Source organism: Kutzneria sp. NPDC052558, assembly GCF_044547355.1.
In the GTDB taxonomy this organism is placed as follows: domain Bacteria; phylum Actinomycetota; class Actinomycetes; order Mycobacteriales; family Pseudonocardiaceae; genus Kutzneria.
Map to the genome: position 1 here is coordinate 1 of NZ_JBIUAG010000004.1, position 20,681 is coordinate 20,681.

At 70.7% G+C, this 20,681-nt stretch carries 14 protein-coding genes; 7 read left to right on the forward strand and 7 right to left on the reverse strand.

All coding sequences use genetic code 11. The annotated features are described in order from the left end of the window. The first annotated feature begins 321 nt into the window (after positions 1–321). The gene (locus ACIG5F_RS08945) at positions 322–1,797 is read left to right on the forward strand and encodes an FAD-dependent monooxygenase (protein WP_396516900.1); all 1,476 of its coding nucleotides are present in this window, start codon (positions 322–324) and stop codon (positions 1,795–1,797) included. Positions 1,798–1,842: 45 nt separating this feature from the next. Here ACIG5F_RS08945 and ACIG5F_RS08950 read toward each other — a convergent pair whose 3' ends face one another. Next, positions 1,843–2,499: a response regulator transcription factor gene (locus ACIG5F_RS08950; protein WP_396516901.1), complete on the reverse strand. Its 657-nt coding sequence runs from the start codon at positions 2,497–2,499 to the stop codon at positions 1,843–1,845. Beyond that, positions 2,496–3,626, reverse strand: coding sequence for a sensor histidine kinase (locus ACIG5F_RS08955; protein WP_396516902.1), 1,131 nt, complete (start codon positions 3,624–3,626; stop codon positions 2,496–2,498). The genes ACIG5F_RS08950 and ACIG5F_RS08955 overlap by 4 nt, the downstream gene beginning before the upstream one ends. An 86-nt stretch (positions 3,627–3,712) precedes the next feature. On the opposite strand from ACIG5F_RS08955, the gene ACIG5F_RS08960 reads away from it, so the two are divergent. Beyond that, the gene (locus tag ACIG5F_RS08960) at positions 3,713–5,158 is read left to right on the forward strand and encodes a DUF1349 domain-containing protein (RefSeq protein ID WP_396516903.1); all 1,446 of its coding nucleotides are present in this window, start codon (positions 3,713–3,715) and stop codon (positions 5,156–5,158) included. Here the strand turns inward: ACIG5F_RS08960 and ppk2 are convergent. Together ppk2 and cynS are read right to left on the reverse strand one after the other, a co-directional pair. Continuing rightward, the gene (gene ppk2, locus ACIG5F_RS08965) at positions 5,137–5,931 is read right to left on the reverse strand and encodes a polyphosphate kinase 2 (protein ID WP_396516904.1); all 795 of its coding nucleotides are present in this window, start codon (positions 5,929–5,931) and stop codon (positions 5,137–5,139) included. The genes ACIG5F_RS08960 and ppk2 overlap by 22 nt on opposite strands. Positions 5,932–6,000: 69 nt before the next feature. Then, entirely contained in the window at positions 6,001–6,447 is a 447-nt protein-coding gene (gene cynS / locus ACIG5F_RS08970) for a cyanase (protein WP_396516905.1), read from the reverse strand. Positions 6,448–6,558: 111 nt separating this feature from the next. Here cynS and ACIG5F_RS08975 point away from each other — a divergent pair, with 111 nt between their 5' ends. Continuing rightward, positions 6,559–10,440 (forward strand): molybdopterin-dependent oxidoreductase, encoded by a 3,882-nt coding sequence (locus ACIG5F_RS08975; protein ID WP_396516906.1) that lies wholly within the window; start codon positions 6,559–6,561, stop codon positions 10,438–10,440. On the opposite strand, the gene ACIG5F_RS08980 is transcribed toward ACIG5F_RS08975, so the two are convergent. After that, complete coding sequence (locus tag ACIG5F_RS08980) at positions 10,437–11,810, reverse strand: DUF4041 domain-containing protein (RefSeq protein WP_396516907.1); 1,374 nt, start codon at positions 11,808–11,810, stop codon at positions 10,437–10,439. The two genes, ACIG5F_RS08975 and ACIG5F_RS08980, sit on opposite strands and share 4 nt — an antisense overlap. 273 nt (positions 11,811–12,083) lie before the next feature. Next, positions 12,084–12,638, reverse strand: a complete 555-nt coding sequence (locus ACIG5F_RS08985; protein WP_396516908.1) for a hypothetical protein — start codon at positions 12,636–12,638, stop codon at positions 12,084–12,086. A gap of 103 nt (positions 12,639–12,741) precedes the next feature. Between ACIG5F_RS08985 and ACIG5F_RS08990 the strand changes: the two genes are divergently transcribed. From ACIG5F_RS08990 to ACIG5F_RS09005, 4 genes are read left to right on the forward strand one after another with little or no spacing between them, the layout of a single operon-like run. After that, complete coding sequence (locus ACIG5F_RS08990; RefSeq protein ID WP_396516909.1) at positions 12,742–13,317, forward strand: TetR/AcrR family transcriptional regulator; 576 nt, start codon at positions 12,742–12,744, stop codon at positions 13,315–13,317. Further along, positions 13,314–14,735, forward strand: coding sequence for an amidase (locus tag ACIG5F_RS08995; protein ID WP_396516911.1), 1,422 nt, complete (start codon positions 13,314–13,316; stop codon positions 14,733–14,735). Before ACIG5F_RS08990 ends, ACIG5F_RS08995 begins: the two co-directional genes overlap by 4 nt. A 3-nt stretch (positions 14,736–14,738) precedes the next feature. Beyond that, the gene (locus ACIG5F_RS09000) at positions 14,739–15,614 is read left to right on the forward strand and encodes an alpha/beta fold hydrolase (protein ID WP_396516912.1); all 876 of its coding nucleotides are present in this window, start codon (positions 14,739–14,741) and stop codon (positions 15,612–15,614) included. Beyond that, the gene (locus ACIG5F_RS09005) at positions 15,611–16,966 is read left to right on the forward strand and encodes an MFS transporter (RefSeq protein ID WP_396516913.1); all 1,356 of its coding nucleotides are present in this window, start codon (positions 15,611–15,613) and stop codon (positions 16,964–16,966) included. The genes ACIG5F_RS09000 and ACIG5F_RS09005 overlap by 4 nt, the downstream gene beginning before the upstream one ends. Here ACIG5F_RS09005 and ACIG5F_RS09010 read toward each other — a convergent pair. Next, positions 16,956–20,675 (reverse strand): glycosyl hydrolase family 28-related protein, encoded by a 3,720-nt coding sequence (locus ACIG5F_RS09010; RefSeq protein ID WP_396516914.1) that lies wholly within the window; start codon positions 20,673–20,675, stop codon positions 16,956–16,958. The two genes, ACIG5F_RS09005 and ACIG5F_RS09010, sit on opposite strands and share 11 nt — an antisense overlap. Between the last annotated feature and the right edge of the window lie 6 nt (positions 20,676–20,681).

Below are 20,681 nucleotides of genomic sequence, written 5' to 3' on the forward strand. Positions count from 1 at the left end.
GTCTGCCCACGCATCGTCAAACGGGCCATCTCCAAATACCAGGCCAGAGGACCGAACATCGACCGGACCAGCTACAAGGCCACCGTGGGCATCGACATCCTGACCCCGGCAGACCCTTGACAATCACCACAACCGCCTAACTACACGGCCTTGGGGCTAGCGCTGCGAGGGCTACGACCTGTACCGATCCGTTCAGGTCTCGGTCGAAGGGGCGCTCGACGGCGTGATCGAGTCCTCCTCGCTGGTTCTTGACCCGGCCTCGCGTTCGCTGCTACACAGGAATCGGACTTGTTCAGTGACCAAATCTGGAGGGTGGTCGGCATGGTCGACGTCACGATTGTCGGAGCGGGGCCGGTGGGCCTGTGGGCGGCTGCGGAGCTGGCGCGCCGGGGGGTCGAGGTGGTGGCGATCGAACGGCTGGACCGGCCGACGCCGTACTCGAAGGCGCTCACCGTCCATCCGCGCACGCTGGAGGTGTTCGGGCAGCGCGGCATCGCGCGGGAGGCGATCGACGCGGGCGTCAAGATTCCGAACGGCCACTTCGGGAACCTGAAGGACCGTATGGACTTCAGCGTGCTCGACACGCCCTACCCGTTCACCCTGCTGTACGCCCAGGAGGACACCGAGATCCTCTTGGAGCGCACGGCCCGCGCGCTGGGGGCGGACATCCGCCGTGGGCAGGAGGTGATCGCGGTGGCGGACAAGGGCGACGTCGTCGTCACGACGGTGCGTTCGGGGGACTCGACGTACGACATCGAGTCCACCTACCTGATCGGGGCCGACGGGGCCCACAGCTTCGTGCGCAAGACGATCGGTGTCGACTTCGAGGGCACGAGTCCGGCCAGGTGGGGCTATCTGGGGGATGTCGCCCTCGACAACCCGCCCGACCGGCTGCCACTCAGCGTGGCCAACGAGCGCGGCAACGTGCTGCTGGTGCCGCTGCCGAAGGACGGCCTGTACCGGTTCGTCGGCAACTCGACCACCCTGCCCGAGGACAACAAGCTGACGCTCGAGCAGTTGCGCACGGCGGTCGCCGACATCACGGGCGAGGACTTCGGGATTCGCGACCCGCTCTGGCTGTCCCGCTACGGGGACGCGGCCCGGCTCGTCTCGTCGTACCGGGTCGGGCGGATCTTCCTGGCCGGCGACGCGGCCCACATCCACCTGCCGGCCGGCGGCGTCGGCATGAACGTGGGCATCCAGGACGCGGCCAACCTCGCGTGGCGGATCGCCGACGTGATCGAGGGCCTGGCCCCCGACTCGTATCTCGACCAGTACCACGCCGAGCGGCGGCCGGTCGGCGTGGACCTGCTGGTCGCGACGCGGGGCCAGTCCGTGCTGTTCAACTACCGTGACGACGACGTCCTCGCGCTGCGCGAGCTGTTGTCGCACTTCATCGTCACCGTTCCCGCGTTCTCCAAGGCGCTCGCCGAACGCCTGGCCGGCTTCTCCGTCAAGTACGACCTGCCCGGGCACCCGCTGGCCGGCTCGCGGGCCCAGGACCTTCCCCTGATCGGCACCACGTTGTTCGATGCCCTGCACGACGCGCGGCCGGCGCTCGTCGCGTTGCCCGAGATCGCGGTCGACGACGACGAAGCGAAGGCCGCCTTCGCCGCACACGGGGTGGCGGCGTATTCGCTTGCCCCTCAGGAACGTCCCGAGTGGGCCGGGGTCACGGCGGCGCTGATCCGTCCCGACGGCTACGTCGCCTGGGCGACCGAGACCCGCGACTCCTCGGTGCGGTCGGAGATCCGCGACGCCGTGGTCACGCTGCGGCCGGGGCGGGTGCGTCAGTGAGGCCGAGGTGTTCATTTGCCCTGTGAAATTGGTCGTCGACCAATTTTAGGTGATGCGGTAGCCGATCCCCGGGGTCGTGGTGATGATGGGCGGGCTGCCGAGCTTGCGCCGCAGCCGGCCCACCGTCACCGTGACCGTGTTGGTGAAGGGGTCCGCGTTCTCGTCCCAGACCCGCTCCAGCAGGGTCTCCGTGCTGAGAAAGCCCGGGCTGGCCCGCAACAGGGCCTCCAGCACCGCGAACTCCTTCACCGACAGCGCTAGCTGCCGCCCGTCGCGCACCGCCGTGCGGCGCACCGGGTCCAGCTCGATGCCGGCCACCCGCACCGTCCGGGGCCGCGCGTCCGGCCGGCGGCGGGCCAACGCTCGGATGCGCAGGATCAGCTCCGGGAAATGGAAGGGCTTGGCCAGATAGTCGTCGGCCCCCAAGGTCAGCCCGCTCACCCGATCGCCCGGCGCCCCGGCGGCGGTCAACATCAGGACCATCGGCCGCACGGCTCGCTCGGTGATCATCTGGCACAGCGTGTCGCCGTGCAGGCCCGGCAGATCCCGGTCCAGCACCACCACGTCGTGCGTTGCCAACTCCAGTTTCGCCGCCGCCTCCAGGCCGTCGTGCGCGAGGTCCACGGCCATCCCCTGATCGCGCAGGCCCTCGGCGACGACCTCGGCCAGGGCATGGTCGTCCTCGACGACGAGGATCCTCATGCCGCCGCCCCCGGCAGCGTGACCGTGGCACGAAGGCCGCCTTCGGTGCGGGCGACCAGGGCGAGCCGGCCGCCGTGGGCCAGCGCGATGGCGGCCACGATGGACAGTCCGAGCCCGGCCGAGCCGGTGCGCTCGCCGCCGAGGCGTTCGAACGGCTGGGTCAGCCGCTCGACCTGACGCTGGTCCAGTACCGGGCCGCCGGTTTCCACGGCCAGCACCGCCTCGGCCTCCCCGGCCGAGCCGGTGATCTTGATCCAGCCGCCGTTCTCGTTGTGCGCCACGGCGTTGTCGACGAGATTGCCGACCAGCCGGGCCAGCAGCGCCGGGCTGCCCCTGGTGACCGTCGCGGCCGGCACGTCCACGTCCACGGCGAGGCCCTTCCGCTCGGCGTCGGCGGCGCGTTCCCGCAGGGCGGCGTCGACGAGATCGCCCAGGTCGACGGGATCGGCGTCGGCCATGGCGCCGTGCTGGGCCCGGGCCAGCATCAGGAAACCGTCGAGCAAGTGGTCGATCCGGTTCAGTTGCGGACGCAGCCGTTCGGCCAACGCGAGCGTGGAGGCGGCGGGGTCGGGCTTGGCCGCGGCGACGTCCAGCGACGCCCGCATCGTGGCGAGCGGCGTGCGCAGCTCGTGGGAGGCGTTGGCGACGAAACGGCGCTGCGCCGCGAACGACGCCTCCAGCCGTTCGAGCAGTTCGTCGATGGTGTCGGCCAGGTCCTTCACCTCGTCGGCCGGGCCGGCCACCGCCAGCCGCCGGTCCAGGCTGTCGGCGGAGATCCGCCGCGTCGCCGTGGTGATCAGCCGCAGCGGCCGCAGCACCCGCTGCGCCAGCGCCCGCCCGAGCAGCACGGAGACGACCGCCATCACGGCCAGCGCCAGCAGCGAGCCGGCCAGCAGCTGCCGGGTCTGCTGCGTGTGCACGTCGTCCAATTCCGCTTGCAGGGCCCGAATGTGCTGGAAAGCGGCGTCGAGATCGGGCCGTGTCGGGGATTCCGGGGCCATGGTCGTCATGCCGCCCCGGGACAGCAGGAAGGTCAGCACCAGCAAACCGACGCCGGACAACAGGAACACCACGGCGTACAGGAGGGTGAACCGGACTCCCACGGTCCCGCTGCGCAGCCTGATCACGCCACCAGCATGCCTCGGCCGGCCTAACACCGGGATGACAACGCCGGTTCGGGCCCTGCTATGCGCCGATCCGTAGAACCGGGGCCATGTCGACCACCGAACTCCTCCGGCGGGAGTGGTCCGCGTTCCGCCGTCCCGGCCGCCTTGTCGCCCTGGCCGCCGCCGCGCTCGCGATCATCGGCCTGGGCCTGCTGTACGCCGTCGCCACCCGCGCGTCCTGCGAAGGAACCTGCCCGGCCGCCCCCGTCGCCGCCGACGGCTCCGTCGTCAGCGACCGGTTCTGGTTCGTGCACCGGGATCTCGGCCGCCAGGGCAGCGTCACCGTGCGGCTGGCCTCGATGACCGGGACCATCACCTATCCGCCGCCCGACCACGACCAGATCGTGCCCGGGCTCGTGCCGTGGGCCAAGGCCGGCGTCATCGTCAAGGACGGTGTGCGGCAGGGCTCCGCCTACGCCGCGCTTTCGATGACCGGCAGCCACGGCGTGCACTTCCAGCACGACTACCGGTACGACGTCGCCGGCAGCGCCGGCAGTTCGCCGCGGTGGCTGCGGCTGACCCGCTCCGGCGACACCATCACCGCCTTCGATTCCGTCGACGGCCAGCAGTGGCACACCGTCGGGACCGCCACCCTCGCCGGCCTGCCCGACACCGCCCAGGTCGGCCTGTTCGCCACCTCTCCCGGCGATCTCACCGTGGACGGCCCGGTCGACCAGTTCCGCTTCTCCCAGGCCGTCGGCGTCTTCGACCATCTCGCCGTCACCGGCGGCTCCAGGGCCTGGCGCAGCGAGGCCGTCGGCGAGATGAACCACACCGACTGGGAGAAGCACAGCAACCCCTCCGGCTCGGTGGAGAAGGACGGCGTCACCACCGTCAGCGGCACCGGCGACATCGGCCCCCTGCCCGAGGACCCCGCCTTCGGCCCCCGGTCGCTCCTCCCCGGCCTCCTGATCGCGCTGATCATCGTGCTCATCACCGCCGCCGCTTACGGTGCGAAAACCGCGAGAGACAGAGCCGCGACTGCCGATGCTCGAGCGGCGCGGGCGGCGGTGATCGGGCTGGCCGCCTTCCTCACGACCCTCCTGTCCGCCGGCATCGTCGTGCCGGTTGGCCTGGCGATCCTGCGGGGCAACGGCATCGCGGTGCAGTCGGTGTCGGTGCTGACGGGGGCGGGAGTCGTGGTCGGGCTGGCGACGGTGGTGGGGCTGTGCGCTGTCTTCGCCTTCGGGCTTGGGGTGTGGTTGCGCCGGGGATGGGCGGCGACGGTGGTCGGGCTGGCGCTGGTCGCGGTGCCGTACGGGGTAACGGTGTTGCCGTTACTGTCCGACTCGGCGGCCGAGTGGCTGCTGCGGCTGACGCCGGCGGCGGCGTTCGCGGTGCAGCAGACAAGCACGGAGTATCCGCAGGTGACGGCCCACTACGCGCCGGCGGCGGGGTACTTCCCGCTGCCGTGGTGGCTGGGGCTGGCAGTGCTCTGCGGGTACACGGCGCTGGTCGGGCGAAGGGTGGTTCAGGCCAGCGAGGCGGCGTGATCGGGGACGAAGGTCTGGCTGTCCCTGGGCGGCCGCTGGTAGCCGGTTGACGGGGGCCGATCCGGCAGGCGCATCTTGGACCGCTTGATGTCGTGGTACGGGATCGAGGACAGCAGGTGGGCGATCATGTTGATCCGGGCCCGGCGCTTGTCGTCGCTCTCGACCACCAGCCACGGCGCCTCGGGGATGTCGGTGCGGGCGAACATCTCGTCCTTGGCCCGGGAGTAGTCCTCCCAGCGGGTGATCGACTCGGCGTCCATCGGCGAGAGCTTCCAGCGCCGCATGGGGTCGTCCAGCCGGTCGTGGAAGCGCTTCTCCTGCTGCTTGTCCGACACGGAGAACCAGTACTTGCGCAGCAGCAGGCCGTCCTCGACCAGCAGCCGCTCGAAGATCGGGGCCTGGCGCAGGAAACGCCGGTGCTCCTCAGGCGTGCAGAAGCCCATCACCCGCTCGACGCCGGCCCGGTTGTACCAGGAGCGGTCGAACAGCACGATCTCGCCGGCCGCCGGCAGATGGGCGACGTAGCGCTGGAAATACCACTGCGACCGCTCACGCTCGGTCGGCGCGGGCAAGGCGGCGATGCGGGCGACGCGGGGATTGAGGAACTCGGTGACCCGCTTGATGGCGCCGCCCTTGCCGGCGGCGTCCCGACCCTCGAACACCACGGCCACGCGCGCCTTCTCCTCGCGCACCCACTCCTGGAGCTTGACCAGTTCACCCTGCAGCCGCAGCAGCTCCGTCTCGTACAGCTCGCGGTCGAGTTTCTTGCTCATCCCGACATATCACCGCAGACGCGCCGGCCACGCCACCCGACACCCGGGCGGCGCGGCCGGCCGGCGGTGTCAGCCCCACTGGTACTTGAGGAACTTGCCGTCCAGGGTGACGACCACGCGCTCGCCGCCCGGGTCCTCCCGGCGGTCCACGTCGATCTTGAAGTTGATGGCGCTCATGATGCCGTCGCCGAACTTCTCGTGGATCAGCTCCTTGATGGTCGGCCCGTAGACCTGGAGCACCTCGTAGAACCGGTAGATGGTGGGATCGGTGGGCACCGGCTGGTCCAGCGCGCCCCGGGTGGGCTGGGCGACGAGCCCGGCGACCTCGTCCGGCCCGAGCTCCAGCACGCGGGCGGCGGTCTCGGCCTGCTCCGGGCTCATCGGGTGCTGGCCCAGCAGCGCGGCCGTGGCCCAGGCCAGCGGCGCGTTCAGCGTGTCGGCGAGGTGCTGCCAGGTCAGGCCCAGCCGGGCCTTCGCGGCCAGCACCGCGGCGGCGGTCTCCTGCTTGGTCGTCATGATCGCACGGTAGCGGCTCACCACGGCCGAAACGCGATTGTGCAGTAGATGTAACGGCTGCGGCCGGTCGCGTCACCACCGCGCAACAGCCCGTTCCTAGGGTTGGCGGCCGTGCCGGATTCGACGGTCAGGACCGTGTGCTCGTACTGCGGCGTGGGCTGCGGCATCGTGCTCACGGTCCGCGACGGCCGGGTGGCCGCGGTGGCCGGCGACAAGGAGCATCCGGCCAACTTCGGGCGGTTGTGCACAAAAGGCGCGACCAGTCACGACATGCTGGCCGCTCCCGGCCGGCTGACCACGGCGCTGGTCCGCGCCGAGCGCGCGGCCCCGGCCGAGCCGACCGAGGTGGACCGGGCGATCACCCTGGCCGCCGCCCGGCTGCGGGCGATCCTCGACGAGCACGGTCCGGACGCGTTGTCGTTCTACGTGTCCGGGCAGCTCACCATGGAGGCCCAGTACCTGATCACCAAGCTGGCCAAGGGATTCGTCCGCACCAACCAGATCGAGTCCAACTCCCGGCTGTGCATGGCCAGCGCCGGCAGCGGCTACAAGCTCTCCCTCGGCGCGGACGGCCCGCCCGGCTCCTACCAGGACTTCGAGCACGCCGACGTGTTCCTGGTGATCGGCTCCAACATGGCCGACTGCCACCCGATCCTGTTCCTGCGGATGATGGACCGGGTCAAGCAGGGCGCGAAGCTGATCGTCGTGGACCCGCGGCGCACGGCCACCGCGGCCAAGGCCGACCTGTTCCTCCAGCTCACGCCGGGCACGGATCTGGCGCTGCTCAACGGTTTGCTGCACCTGATCCACGCCGACGGGCGGGTCGACGAGGACTTCGTGGCCGCGCACACCGAAGGCTGGGCGGCGATGCCCGAGTTCCTCGCCGACTACCCGCCGGACGTGGTCGCGGGCATCACCGGCATCGCCGAGGACGACATCCGCACCGCGGCCGAGTGGATCGGCGCGGCCGGCAACTGGATGAGCTGCTGGACCATGGGCCTCAACCAGAGCACGCACGGCACGTGGAACACCAACGCGCTGTGCAACCTGCACCTGGCCACCGGGGCGATCTGCAAGCCCGGCAGCGGGCCGTTCTCCCTGACCGGGCAGCCGAACGCGATGGGCGGCCGGGAGATGGGCTACATGGGCCCGGGGCTGCCGGGCCAGCGCTCGGTGCTGTCCACAGCGGACCGAACGTTCATCGAAGAGCTGTGGCAGGTGCCGGCCGGGTCGATCCGCACCGAGGTCGGCCGGGGCACGATCGAGATGTTCGAGCGGATGGCCGCCGGCGACATCAAGGCGTGCTGGATCATCTGCACCAACCCGGTCGCGTCAGTGGCCAACCGGCGCACCGTGATCGAGGGGCTCGAAGCCGCCGAGCTGGTGATCACCCAGGACGCCTTCGCCGACACCGAGACCAACGGCTACGCCGACATCGTGCTGCCCGGGGCGATCTGGTCGGAGACCGAGGGCGTTATGGTCAACTCGGAGCGCAACGTCGTGTTGGCGCCCCAGGCCGTCGCCCCGGCCGGGCAGGCCCTGCCGGACTGGCAGCTGATCGCCCGGGTGGCGGTCGAGATGGGCTTTCCGTTCCACTACGACAGCGCCGAGCAGGTCTTCGAGGAGATCAAGCGGGCCGGCAACCCGTTCACCGGCTACGACCTGAGCGGCATCAGCTACTCGCGGCTGCGGGAGACCTCGGTGCAGTGGCCGGCCGCCGAGGGCGGCCCCGACCGCAACCCCATCCGCTACCGGGCCGGCGACTCGCTGGTTTTCCCCACCGCCACGGGGAAAGCCTCCTTCTTCGCCCGTCCGCACCTGCCGCCGGCCGAGCTGCCCGACGACGAGTTCCCGTTCACCCTGAACACCGGCCGGGTGCAGCACCAGTGGCACACGCTGACCAAGACCGGCAAGGTCGCCAAGCTGAACAAGCTCAATCCCGAGCCGTTCGTGGAGATCCATCCCTCCGACGCCGCGGTGATGTCCATTGTGGACGGTGACCAGGTGGAGATCGCCTCCCGGCGCGGGCGGGCGGTGCTGCCGGCCGTGGTGACCGACCGGGTCCGCCCCGGCTGCTGCTTCGCCCCGTTCCACTGGAACGACCTGTTCGGCGAGTACCTGAGCGTGAACGCCGTCACCAACGACGCGGTGGACCCGATCTCGTTCCAGCCCGAGTTCAAGGTGTGCGCGGTGTCCCTGGCCAAGGTCGCCGCCGCCCAGCCGATTGCGGCGTCTCCCGGCTCAGACCTGGCCGCCCTGCTCGGTGTGGCTGACATTCCCGTCCCCGATTTCACCGCCGCCGAACGGCAGTACTTGGCCGGGTTCGCCTCCGGGGTGGGAGCCGGCGGTGGGGGCGTGCCGGTGTTGCCGCCGCACGCGCCGATCGCGCCGTCGCGGGCGGCCTGGGTGGACGGCCTGCTGGCCGGCATGTTCTCGCGGGGATCAGGTGCCGTGGAACCTCTGCCGGGCAAGGAGATCGCGGTGCTGTGGGCCTCGCAGACCGGCAACGCGGAGCAGTTCGCGGCCGAGGTCGCCCGTCGCCTGGCCGAGAACGGCTGGCAGCCGGCCGTGGTCAGCATGGCCGAGGCGTCGGCCGACACCTTGCGGGCCGGTCCGCCGGTGCTGCTGATCACCAGCACCTTCGGCGACGGCGACGCCCCGGACAACGGGGCCCGGTTCTGGGATGAGCTGTCCGAACAGGACACCCTGGCCGGGCTGCGATATTCCGTGCTGGCTCTGGGCGACTCCAGCTACGACAACTTCTGCGGCCATGGCAAGCGGATCGACTCGCGGCTGCGGGAGCTGGGCGGCGTCCACCTGGTGCCGCGGGTCGACTGCGAGCCGGACTACCAGGCGACCGCGCGGCGCTGGCTCGACCAGGTGATCGTCGCCCTGAACACGACCCCGGCCCGGCACCGTGACATCGAGCTCGTCGGCAACCGGCTGCTCAGCCTGCCCGGCGCCGGCAAGGAGGTCCGCGAGTTCACCTTCGACGCGGCCGATCTCGCCTACGAGACCGGCGACGCGCTCGGCGTCCTGCCGGTCAACAGCTCGACTATGGTCGAGCAATGGCTCACCGCCACCGGATTGTCCGGCGGTGAAACGATTTCCCTCGATGGTAACGACTTCGCGCTGGCCGACGCGCTCCGTGCGGAGTTGGAGATCGCGCGGATCACCCCGGCGCTGCTCCAGTTCGTCGCCGAGCACAACGGCGACCGGGAGCTGCGGGACCTGTTGCGCCCCGACAACAAGGGCGAGCTGGCCAAGTGGACCTGGGGCCGGCACGCCGTCGACGTGCTGCGGGACCATCCGGTCCGAGCCGACGCGCAGGCCTGGGTCGAGGTGCTCAAACGCTTGCAGCCCCGGCAGTACTCCATTTCCTCCAGCCCGTTGGTCAGCCCGTCCCGGATCCGGCTGACGGTGTCCGTCGTGCGGTACGGATCCCATGGCGGCGTCTGCTCCACCTATCTCGCCGACCGCGCCGAAGGCTCCCCGGTCAAGGCGTTCATCCAGCGCTCGCCCCACTTCCGCCCGCCGGCCGACCCCACCCTGCCGATGATCATGGTCGGGCCCGGCACCGGCGTCGCCCCCTTCCTCGGCTTCCTGGAGGAACGGGCCGCCCTCGGCGCCGGCGGCCCCAACTGGCTGTTCTTCGGCGAACAGCGCCGGGCCACCGACTTCTACTACCGTGACGAGCTCGACCGCTTCCGCGCCGACGGCCTGCTCTCCCGTCTCGACCTCGCCTTCTCTCGCGACCAGCGGGCCAAGGTCTATGTCCAGGACCGCATGCGCGAACACGGCGCCCACCTCTGGCACTGGCTCCAGGACGGCGCGCACCTCTACGTCTGCGGCGACGCCACCCGGATGGCCAAGGACGTCGACCGCACCCTGCGCGAAGTCGTTGCCACCCACGGAAACATGACCACCGACAAGGCCGCCGCCTACGTCAAACAACTCACCGCCGACCGCCGCTACCTCCGCGACGTGTACTAGGCCGCCGGCACGCCTTCGGCCATGCGCCGGCTGGAACGCCATTCCTCCGCCTCGGGCTCCTCGACGTAGTCGACGAGGTTGTCCTGCAACCCCATGGCGCGCAGGACTTCCAGCACCTGGGCCGGCGTGACGTGGAAGAACTCGCGCCGCAGGTTCACCCGGTTGACCCGCTGGCCGGCGAGATGCTGGTGCAGGCGCGTCTCCAGGCTCACCGCGTCGGCGTCGAAGATCAGGGCGTGCACGTCGAACTTGAACGGGACCGAGGCGTCGCCGAGTTCGCGCACCCGTTCGGTGGGGTCCAGGCGCCGGGTCAGCCCGATCTTCACCATGTCCGGCCCGAACGAGCCCACGTTGGAGATCACGTAGACCCAGCCGGTGCGGACGTTGGCCGCCTGCTCCTCGACGTTCCTGATCGCGTCGTCGATCTGGCCGAGCTTGGACTCCGCCTCGGCGATCTTGGCCGCGTTGCCCGCGTCCGTCCACTTGGCCATGGCGGTCCGCCAGTGCGACTGCTCCTTGGCCAGCCGGGCCTTCTCCCGCTCGAACTCGCGCTGGGCCTGCGCCTCGTCCCGCTGGCGCTCGCGCTCCACGCGCACGCGCTCCTTCTCCTCATCGACCTTGGCCAGGTAGTCCGCGGTGAGGTCGAGTTCCTCCAGGCGCAGCCGGTGATAGCCGGCGGAGATCTGGATGTGCATGGTCTTGCCGAGCCGCGAGATGATGTCGCGGGTCTTATTCAGACGGTCCTTCGACGATTCGAGCCGATGCGGGCGCATGGACCGGACGCAGTTGTCGGCCTCGGTGTTGTAGGCGCGCAGCATCAGCTTCGAGAAGTCGCGGACCATGCGCTGGCCCTCGACGGCCGAGTTGTTGACCGTCCAGTTCGTCGTCGCCGTCACCGCGTGGTTGTTCTTGGCGGAAAGCTTGATCGAGTCTTTGAGCCGTTCCAGGGAAGTCTTGTAGGCGACGGAATCCGCCAGCCGGTGGCGGTACTCGTAGATCCCGGCCTCCTGGAGCAGAGCGATCTCCTGGGTCTCGACGATCTGCGTGCGAATCCCCTGCAACTCGCCCTGCGCCGAGTCGATCCGCTGCCCCACCCTGGCCAACTCGGCCGCCGCCTCGGCCTGCCGCTGTGCGCTGGCCGCCCGCTGCGACTCGGCCTCGCCGACGATCCCCGCCAACACCCGCCGGGCGTCCGCGATCTCGTTCTCGACGGTGATCGCGTCCTTGCCGCGCAGCTCGTCGTACCGACGTCCGGCCTTCTGCAACTGCTCCTGGAGACGCCGTTCGCGCTCGTTCGCCTGCCGCAGCTCGGCTTCCACCTGTTCGAGTTTCTTGCGGGCCCCGAACAGCCCCACTCGCTTGTCCGGCACTGGTGGTGTGGATTGGGCCGGCATTGTGGTGGGGACCGCGGCCGGAGTCGGCATACTGACAGGGGCGGGGGCGGCTGGCACCCACAGTTGCCAGCCCGCCGGGGGCTGCGGCCAGTCGGCCGGCGGTAGCCAGCCCTGCGGCGGCACCCAGCCCGCGGGCGCCGGCGGCCAGTTCGGTGGCGGATTGAACCGATACGTCATCACGTGCCCCTCCCGACCACAACAACGTCGTCTCGTGGCAGCGTTCCGTTACGGCGCGTGACAACGCCCGCGTCAGCCGGCGGAGAGGGTGGCCAACCGGCGGCGGATCGCGGCGAACTCGTGGCCAAGTCGGTCGTGGAAGACCGGGTTGGCCTGGGCGGTGCCGGCGAACCAGAGGCCGAAGGCGACTTCGCGGACGGCGATGAAGGTGTCCAAGGTTGCCGGGCTTTCGACGGGGCGGTGGGTGGTGTAGCCGTCGAGCAGGGCACTGCGGAGCCGGGCGTAATCGTCGTGCTCGAAGTCCCGGCGCAGGTCGGCTGGCAGCAGTTCCCAGACCTTTGCCGCGTTGACGCCGCCGTACTCCATGGTCTCGCCGAAGAAGGTTTCCCAGTCCCATCGGATGCGGACGAAGTCCGCCGGCGGCGACCACGTGTCGGCCTGGTTGCGCAGCCGGGCCATCGCCGCGCCCAGCAGCCGCAGATGTCCGGGCCGGGCCGACGAGGCATGGCGCCGGCCGTCCATCCAGCGCAGGAGTGAGCAGATCCGTCCCGATTGGACGGTCAGCTCGCCGTCACGGGTGGGCACCGGCTCCGGCACGGCGAGGTCGGTCTGGCGACTGTCCCACACGCCACGCCGTCGGGCGACCGAGTTGATGGCCGGTGGCTCTTGCGCTGGGCGGGCGGGGCGACCTCGCCTATTGCGCTACAACGTGTAGCGCATTGGAGGCGGCGTGGCGGGGCGACCCAGGGATCCGGGGCTGGAGAAGCGGCTGGTGGACGCGGCCTGGGAGTTGCTGCGCGGTGGCGGGTATGACGCGCTGACGTTGACGAAGGTGGCGGCGCAGGCGGGGGCGCACCGGACGGATGTGTACCGGCGGTGGTCGAGCAAAGCGCAGCTGGTGGTGGACGTGCTGGCCGAGCATCTGCCGCCGGTGGTGGATCCGGACGCGGGGACGTTGCGGGCGGACCTGAGGGCGATCGTGGACGACTTCGCGGAGTCGTGGTCGTCGTCCTGGATCGACGGGCTGATGGGGCTGACAGCGGACCTGCATCGGGACCCGGACGCGGAACTGGCGTTTCGGCGGATGGCGGAGGGGCGGGGGGAGCCGCTGCGACACGCGATCGTGCGGGCGCAGGGGCGGGGCGAGATCGGTGAGCTGCCGGACCTTTCCCTGGTGGCGGACCTGATCGAGGGGCCGCTGATGCATCGGCGGATGCTGGGCCGCCAGCCGTTGACGCCGGAGTACCTGGACGTCATCGCAGGCCTGGTTTACGGGGTGCTGACCGGGACCACGGTGGTCACATGAGTGGTGAACTGCATGAGTTGTCGGCGGCGGCGCAGCTGAAGGCCTTGCGTGGGCGTGAAGTGAGCTCCCGCGAGCTGACGGAGCATTACCTGGGGCGCATCGAGAAGCTGGACGGGGAGCTCGGTGCGTTCGTCACGGTGACGCCGGACCTGGCCCTGGCGGAGGCCGTGCGGGCCGACAAGCGCATTGCTCAGGGGGAGTGGTCGCCGCTGCTCGGACTTCCGTTGGGGATAAAGGACTTGTATCCGACGGCGGGAGTGCGCACGACGTTCGGCTCCGCTGCGTTGAGGGACTTCATGCCGGCGGCCGACGCGTGGACGGCGGGGTTGTTGCGGCAGGCCGGGGCGGTGCTGGTGGGCAAGACCAACACGGCGGAGTTCGGGGCCACCTGCTACACGGAGAACGACGTGACGGGGCGGCCGACCGTCACGCCGTATGACCTCAAGCGGTACGCGAGCGGCTCCAGCGGCGGGGCCGCGGCGGCGGTGGCGGCGGGGTTGCTGCCGCTGGCGCAGGCGGGCGACGGTGCGGGGTCGACCCGAACGCCGGCGGCGACCTGTCATCTCGTTGGAGTGAAGCCAAGTCGGGGGCTGGTCAGCGCCGCGGTGCCGCCGGCCTCGTTCGCCAGCACCACCATCGAAGGACCGATCGCCAGGACGGTGGCGGACGCGGTGCTGCTGCTGGATGTCATGGCGCAGCCGTGGTCCGGCGATCTGGACGGCTGGCGGCCGAACGGAAGTCTGATCGACGCGATCGAGGGGCCGCTGCGGATCGCGGTGTGGACCGAGTCCGGAGTGGACGGTTGTAGCCCGCATCCCGAGGTGGTCCGGGCCGTGGAGCGGACGGTGGATCTGTTGTGGGAACTGGGTCACGACGTCCGAGAGGTGCCGATTCCCGCTCGGTGCGGCGGTCCGGTGGGGTCCGCGTTGCGCACGTCGATCGCTTGTGCGGTCAACGCGGCGGTGCGGTCGCTGGTGCCGCCCGATCGCGTGGATGTGCTGCTGCCGTACACGCGGCACCTGCACGCTGAAGGGGAAGCGCTTTCCGGGCACGAACTCCATGCGGTGCAAGGAGTTCTGGCCCGATATGCCAGCGCTTTCCCAGCGGCGCTGGAGGGCTTCGACGTGGCGCTGACTCCGGTGACGAGCGGGCCGCCGGCGCCGCTCGGGCACTTCCAGGCCGACGGGGTGGCGGGGATCGCCGAGGCGATGCTGGCGTGGTCGGCCTACACCCCGTGGGCCAACCTCACCGGCCAGCCGGCGGTTTCCCTGCCGTCGCACCTCGACGGCGACGGCCTCCCGTACGGCGTGCAGTTGGTCGGCCGCCGGCGGGGCGACGCCCAGCTGCTCGCATTGGCCGCGCAGCTGGAAAAGGCAGGTCTGTGGAACGACATCCATCCGCCCAGTTGGGACCGGTGAGAGATGAACGAGAGCGACCTCGACCCCGGGGCGGGGTTGACCGAGAGATTCATCGCGTTGCCCGACGGGCGGCGGCTGCGAGCCGTCACGGCCGGCGAAGGAGACGGGCCGCTGGTCGTGTTCGAGGCCGGCATGAGCGCCCCGGCCGCGTCGTGGGTGCACACCCAGCGCGAGATCGGCGCACGCACCCGAACGCTGTCGTACGACCGGGCCGGTTATGGCGGGAGCGACCCGGACCGGCATGACCGCACCCTCGAACGGCTGGCCGACGACCTTGCCGGCCTGCTCGACGGCATCGGCGAGACACAGCCGGTCGTCCTCGTCGGGCACAGCTGGGGCGGGCCGATCATCCGGCTGTTCGCCGAACGTCATCCAGGGCGGGTCGCCGGCATGGTCTTCGTCGACGCCACCGTGGCCGAGATCATGGACGCCCGCGCCGCCCGGATTCTGCGCTGGTCGTTCAGCTTGCTGGCGTTGTTCCCGCGGCTGGCCCGTCGCACGGTTGTTCCCCTTATGTCCCAGGCGATCTCACCGTCCGATGTGGACGTCATGCTCCGGGACTACGCCTGCGCCCGCGCGATGCGGACCGGGCGTCGGGAGGCGGCGCAGGTCGTCCGAGCGCTGCCGACCATGCGTCGTCTCCAGGCCGCCGGGACGCCGGACGTGCCGACGATCTGCCTGCAAGCCGGGCGGATCGACCGCGGCATGGCGACGGCGCGCCCGCTGTTCAACCGGGTCACGGTCGCGCTCATGGCCGTCGCGCCGCACGGGCGGGTGGTCGTGGCCGAGGACACGGGGCACCTGGTCCCGCAGGAGAACCCGGCGATCGTGCGGGAGCTCATCCTCGAGGCCGTCGATGAAGTAACGGTGACACCGTGACATCCCTGGTCGATGCCGGCACCGGCCAGCGCCGCCTGCTCGGGGCCCTGGTCGGCGCCAACGCCGCCGCCTACATCAGCACCGCCGTGCCGCTCAACCTGGTGCTGGCCACGCACCTCACCGCGATCGCCGGGGCCGGGGCGACCTCCGCGTTCAGCCTCGTGACCGGCATCGGCGGTCTCGCCGGGCTGCTCGCGAACCCGCTCGGCGGCCGCATCAGCGACCGCACGGCGGCACGGTTCGGCCGCCGCCGCACCTGGATCGTCACCGGCGGCCTGGGGGCGGCCATCCTGCTGGTGGTCATGGGCTGGACCACCGCGGTGTGGCAGGTGGCCCTGGGCTGGGCGCTGATCATGGTGCTCGTCGGGTTCCAGCTCGCCGCGAGTTCCGCCTTGGCTGCGGACCAGGTGGCCCCGCAGCGGCGGGGGACGGTGTCGGGGGTGGTGGCCTTCGTGGCCCTGGCCGGCCCGGTCGTGGGCTTCGCCGTGGTGAGCGTCGTGCCCGCCCTGCCGTGGCTGCAATGGGCGGTGGTGGGCGGGTTGAGCGCGGCCGGCGTGCTCATGACCGCCCTGCTCGTGCGCGATCCCCGGCACCGGATCCCGGCCGGCGAACCGCGCCTCGGCCTCGCGGTTGTCCTGCGGTCGTACTGGGTCAGCCCGCGCCGGCACCCGGCGTTCGCCTGGGCCTGGGCGGTGCGTTTCCTGATCTCCGCCGCGTGGGCGTCCAACAGCTACCTGGCCTTCGTGCTCACGCAGCGCTTCGCCGTCGCGGCCGACGCGGTGGCGGGGATGATCTTCCTGTTGACGCTGGTCGGCATCGCCTGCGTCGCCGTCGTCGCGTGGCTGACCGGATGGCTGTCGGACCGGATCCGCCGGCAGAAGCCGTTCGTGTTCGGCGGTGGCCTGGTGCTCGCCGTCGGGCTGGTCGTGGTGGCGTTCTCCCCAGGCATCCCGGCCGTCTATGCCGGAGCCGCGGTCATGTCGCTGGGCTACGGCGCGTTCCTGGCCACCGATTTCGCGCTGTGCCTGCGAATGCTGCCCGACCCCGAGTCGGCGGGCAAGGACTTCGCGGTGCTCAACATCGCCGCCATCCTGCCGGCCTCGCTGGTGCCGTTCGTGGCCCCGGCCCTGCTCGCGGCCGGTGGATTCACCGCCCTGTTCGGCGGTCTCGCGGTGCTCGCCGTGGCCGGCGCGGTCGGCATCGCGCGCGTCCCGGACATCGGCCAGGAGGGGCAGGCCCGGTTCGCGGCGGTGAACCGCGGCGGGGGGGGGGGGGGGGGGGGGGGGGGGGGGCCGCCCGGGGGGGGGGGGGCGGGGCCCCCCCCCCCCCCCACGCCGGGGACTAGCGGGTGAAGTTGGCGGTCAGGGCGGTGTCAGCGGTGACGGTGAAGGTGTAGGTGGGCGAGGTGGAGACCTCCTGGCCGGCGACGGTCCAGTTGACGAAGTGATAGCCGGCGGCGGCCTTGGCGGTCGCCGTGACGGAGCTGCCGGTCTCGTACTTGCCGGGTTCGGTCTCGGTGCCGGCCAGCGACGCGGCCCCGCCGGCCGTCGCGGTGACGGAGACGGCCGACTGCACCATGTTGATGGCCATGACGTTGACCAGCTTGACCGGCCCGGTGCTGGTGGTTCCGTTGTAGCGCAGGAGGTTCAGCACGGTGGTGGAGCCACCGGCGGCCTTGACGGTGTAGCCGTCGGCGCCGAGGTTGTCGGTGCCCAGGTTGAAGACGTGCACATCTCCGGAGTTGACGACGAGGCCGTTGTGCAGGCCGTAGCCGAAGGCGTCGGTGATGGTCAGGTCGCGGGCGCCGTCGACGGTGATCAGGTCGGAGTACTTGCGGGTGTAGCCGTCGATGACCTGCGGGAACAGGGTGGACCCGGAGAACCAGTTGGGCAGGTAGAAGCCCAGCCGGGCGTAGGTGTTGCCGTTGGACAGCACGCCGTTGATGTGGCCGCCGGAGGACTGGCCGACGGTGATGCCGTGGCGGACGAAGGTGCCGGCGAGCTTGCCGACGACGAAGCCGTCGTTGCGGAAGGTGGACAGGTCGATGCCGTTGTAGGCGTTGGGCATGCCGACGTTGACGACATAGGTGCCGGCGCCGTGGCCGCGCACGGCGTACGGATAGGCGACGAGGCCGTCGGAGGCGGCGGGGTTCTGGCCGGGGTAGAAGACGCGCAGGCCTCGAAGGCCGGAATCGCGGCCGTTCAAGGTGATCAGCGCGGGATCGGTGTCGGGAGTGGCGGTGCCCCGGCCGGAGTAGGACATCAGCACGGTGCCGCCGCTCTTGCCGTCCTCGTCCCGGTTGGGCAGGGCGGAAGCGCCGCGCAGCTCGACGCCGGCGGGCACCACGAGTTGCCCGGTGACCCGATACCAGCCGGCCGGCAGGTAGACGATGCCGCCGCCGTCACGGCCGGCGCGGTCCAGGGTCTTCTGGATGCCGGGCGTTGCGTCGGCCGCGGGCACAAAACCGTTGCCGTGTGCGGCATCCGTGACGTAGAGGGCGTTGCGTGACGGCCGTGGCGCCGGCTGTTCGGCGTCGTAGGCCGGGGCCTTGCCAGCCAGCTGGTAGACGATGCCGGACAGCGCCCCGGTGACCTTGACGTCGGTCAGCTTGACGAAGCCGGCGGACTTGTTGGTGACGGCCCCGTCCAGGGTGCCGCCGCCGATCATCAGGCCCCAGCGGGAGTCGAACTGCTCGACGAGCAGGGCGGTGTCGGTGCGCTTGAGCTCGAGGCCCTGGAACGCGCCGGCGAAGTCGACCCGCTGGCCGGGCACGATGTGGATGCCGATGTGGTAGTCGGACGCCGAGAGCGTGTTGAACTGGTCCCACTCCAGGTCGCCGAGCACGAACCCGGTGCCGTGGGCCCGAGACCAAGCGTCCACAGTGGACCGCGAGGGCGGGTTGTACTGGCGCGGCGCGGAAGCCCAGTAGGAATTGGAGAAGGTGATGTTCTCCCAGGTGCCGACGTCGGCCCCGTTGTAGGCCTCCACCCCCTCGAACAGCGCCGTGCCACGGACATTGCGCACGGTGGCCGACTCGTGGGTCTGGCCGACGGCCGGGGGCCGGCCGCGTTCGTCGAGCATGGTGCTGATCCCGATGCCCCGGTACGAGTTGAGCATGGTGACGTCGGAAACCGTGCCCATCATGTAGTTCTCGTCGCTGGCCCACGCGCTGCCGGTGATCTCGAACGTGTAGCTGTACGGCACCGGCGACGCCGCGCTCTGGTGCGGGTAGTAGGTGGTCAGCCCGAGCACGCCGGCGCTGCCGCCGATCCGGAACAGCACCGGGCCGTTGTCGCCCGAAGGCAGGTCGGCGCTGATCACGGTGCCGTAGCTGCCATTCCCGTGATCGGGGTCGCGCCGGTCGCCGCGCAGCGTGCAGAACGCCGGCACGTCAACGGTGTCGGTGACGCGGTAGGTGCCGTCGGGCAGCCACACCGTGCCGCCGCCGGCGTCGTAGCAGTCGTACAGCGCGGCCTGCAACGCCTTGGTGGAGTCCTTGACCCCGCTGGGATCGGCCCCGGAGACGACGAAGTCGGCGATCACCGGGTCGGCCGTCGGGTACTTGGTCCTGATCAACTGCGGCTTGGGCGTGACCACCCGCTGGTTGCGGACCTGGAGGTCGCCGACGTTGGCGGCGCCGTCATAGGCCAGACGCACGTAGCGCGCGGTCACGGCCGGGAAGTCGGTGCGGGACTGGGAATTGGGGTCGGTGGCCCCGGATTCGCCGACCGTGGTGAAGTTCGTGCCGTCGACGGAGGTCTGCACCTTGTAGTCGTGCGAGAAGGCCTGGCCCCACTGGACAAGAACATCGCTGACCGGCTGGGCGGAGCCGAGGTCGACCTGGGTCCAGCCGGGGCCGGTGGCCAGCGGCTTGCCCGCGGCGACGTTGGTGTTCACGGCGGAGGCCTTGAACGCCTGGTAGCTGTCGTAGAGCGCCTGCTGCGCGGCCTTGACCTGCGCCGGAGTGGCGTTCGGGTCGTCGATCACGGCCTGGGCCTTGGCCAGCTGCACGGCGAAGGCGGCCTTGGACCCGGTCGGGTACTGTCCGTCCCGGGCACCCTCACGGGCCCCGTACTGAGTGAGGTTGGCCTGAGCCAACAGGGAACGCAGGCCGGCCTTGACGTCCAAAGTGGACGGGATCACGGTCACCCGCACGGCCGCGACCTTCACCTCGACGTTGGACCCGTCGTGGGCGATGCGGAAGTCGGAGCCGTTGGTGCGGTTGGTGAGAATGGCGTCGCTGAGCACGAAATCGTGCGTCTGCCAGGTTCCCGTGTCCCCGTAGTGCACGATCTCCGACGGCTTGAACTTCTGCGGCAGGTCGTTGCCGGGGGAGTCGTACTGGAGGTCCAGGGTTCCGTTGCCGGCGTCAAGGTAGTCGATGCTGACCAGCACGACGTTGGTGGTGTTGTACGCGTACGAGTCGGCGACGTTCATGTAGAGGTAGTTGGTGGCCGGCGCGGGCGAGGCGCCATTGGTCTGCCAGTAGCCGCGCCCGGCGGCGGTGCCGGTGACCAGCCCGCTGTCGTTGTCGCCGGCCCGCGGCGAGATGCCGGTGTTGGTGGCGTTGGGGCCCAGTGTCGCGGTCGGGCCGGCGGCGGTGATGCGGATCTGCGCCACGGTGATGTCCGTGACGCCGCCGGTGAGTCGAACGGAAGCCAAGGCCGGCAACGTGGTCGCGGCCTGCTTCCACGTGTTGCTGCCGGTCAGGGTCGCGACCGACGTGCCGTTGAGGCTCAGGGCCCCGGCGCCGCTGTCGTAGTAGGTCACCATGGCGACCACCGGCCCGGCGACCGAGTAGTCGGGGTCGGGCGCGAAGTCGAGGTGGCCGGTGCCGGCGGAAACGTCGGTCTGCCAATAACTGTGGCCGTCCACGGTTCCGGTCCGCAGGCCGGCGGCGTTGTCACCGGCGGTGGCGGTGACCCCCAGCGCCAGCGGGGTCGGGCCCAGATCGGCCCCGATCCCGTTGGGGTACCACACGGGCGCCGCGGTGGCCGGCCCGGCCAGCGCGGCGACCAACGCGACTAACAGTCCTAACAGGACCCATAACCGGCGGGTCATCGTTGA